Origin of the sequence: Cupriavidus phytohabitans (assembly GCF_000426345.1) — a bacterium.
Classification (GTDB): Bacteria; Pseudomonadota; Gammaproteobacteria; order Burkholderiales; family Burkholderiaceae; genus Cupriavidus.
The window spans coordinates 1-1,232 of record NZ_AUFE01000244.1 but is presented as its reverse complement, the minus strand read 5'-3'; the positions used below and the strand labels follow the sequence as shown (position 1 = coordinate 1,232).

The window sequence follows — 1,232 nt, the reverse complement described above, 5'->3', positions numbered from 1 at the left end:
CCGCATGCCGAATCCGCGGTGAAGCTTTCCAGATACGGGTCGCGCAGGCCGGTCCACTCCGAGGCGGCGGCGGTGTCGTCCCATTCCTCGCCCACATACAGGAAGCGCGCCTCTGGCACCGCTGTCTGGCTGACCAGCGGCAAGTTCGGAATATCGTACCGGATGCCCCGCATGCGGATGTCCCGCCAGTCCGCCCACGCCGCGAAAGGCCGGGCCAGGCCATTGAGGGACTGGAGCGCGTCCACGGCAACAAGTAGATCCAGCGGCAAGATCTCAAACTTTGGCCTCTCTCCCGCTCGTTCCGCCCGGCATTGCTCGTCGTAGTCGAGTTGCAGCATGTACCGGACCAGCTCCCGAATCATGGCCGGGTGGTAGGTGTCCGGCTGGATCTTAATGAAGCCACGGCGAATCGTGCGCCCTACCCAGTGCCGGCGGTGCCAGTCGAAGCGGGTATGACGCAGGAAGCGGTTTAGGCGCTGCAGGCCAGCCGCATACGCATAGCGCTCGTCATACTCGACCATGTTGGCAAGGCTTTTGTCCTCAGCCATCTGACAGACGTGGCAGCCAAGCCGTGCGCCGCATTTGCCCTGTCGGCGCGAGCCGTTGCCGGCCAGGATCGCATCGGCCACCACCGCGCAGGAAGTGCCCACGGCGTGCGCGTAGATACGGCGCATGTCATCGAAATCGGAATATCCGGGACGTGCACCGCTGCCGTAGAGCGCAATACCCTCCCAGATATCGTCATCCTGCCAATGGCAGACCGGGCTCAGCACCAGGTCGCCGTCCTGATTCCGCGCCGGCGCGTCAGCCGACTCGCGGCGCTGATGCATGGCGATGTTGCGTCGCGCGCTCTCCCCGTAGCGGGTCCCCAGCAAGGTCACCGGTTCAGCATGCCCCTGCTCTGCCAGCTGCCGGAAAAGGGTGCGCCGGAATGCGCGCTGCGGGAGAACTTTGAGGTCCGTGCTGCAGTCGCCATGCGTGCCGGGGAAGCTGGGAAGCGCCCGGCCAGACAGCACCTTTACCTGAAATGTCGCCGCCATCGCGGGTTGAACGATACGCGTGACCACTTTAATGCCGTGCCGCTTACCGAAGGCACGCATGCGGCCCAGTTCGAAGCGATAGTGCTCCGTCACCTCCGGCGACTCCACCAGCGTATCGCTCGTTGTGACGACCACCAGCGGATGGCCCCCAGCCGCGCGGTGAAGCGTGGCGGCGTGCAGCGCGAGGGCTGC

The 1,232-nt window shown here is 65.3% G+C and carries 1 protein-coding gene; it reads right to left on the bottom strand.

Annotated elements, in window-relative coordinates; translation table 11 throughout:
- On the bottom strand, window positions 1-1,232 hold a 1,232-nt coding region (locus K309_RS42755), incomplete at both ends, for an adenine nucleotide alpha hydrolase family protein (protein WP_029050497.1).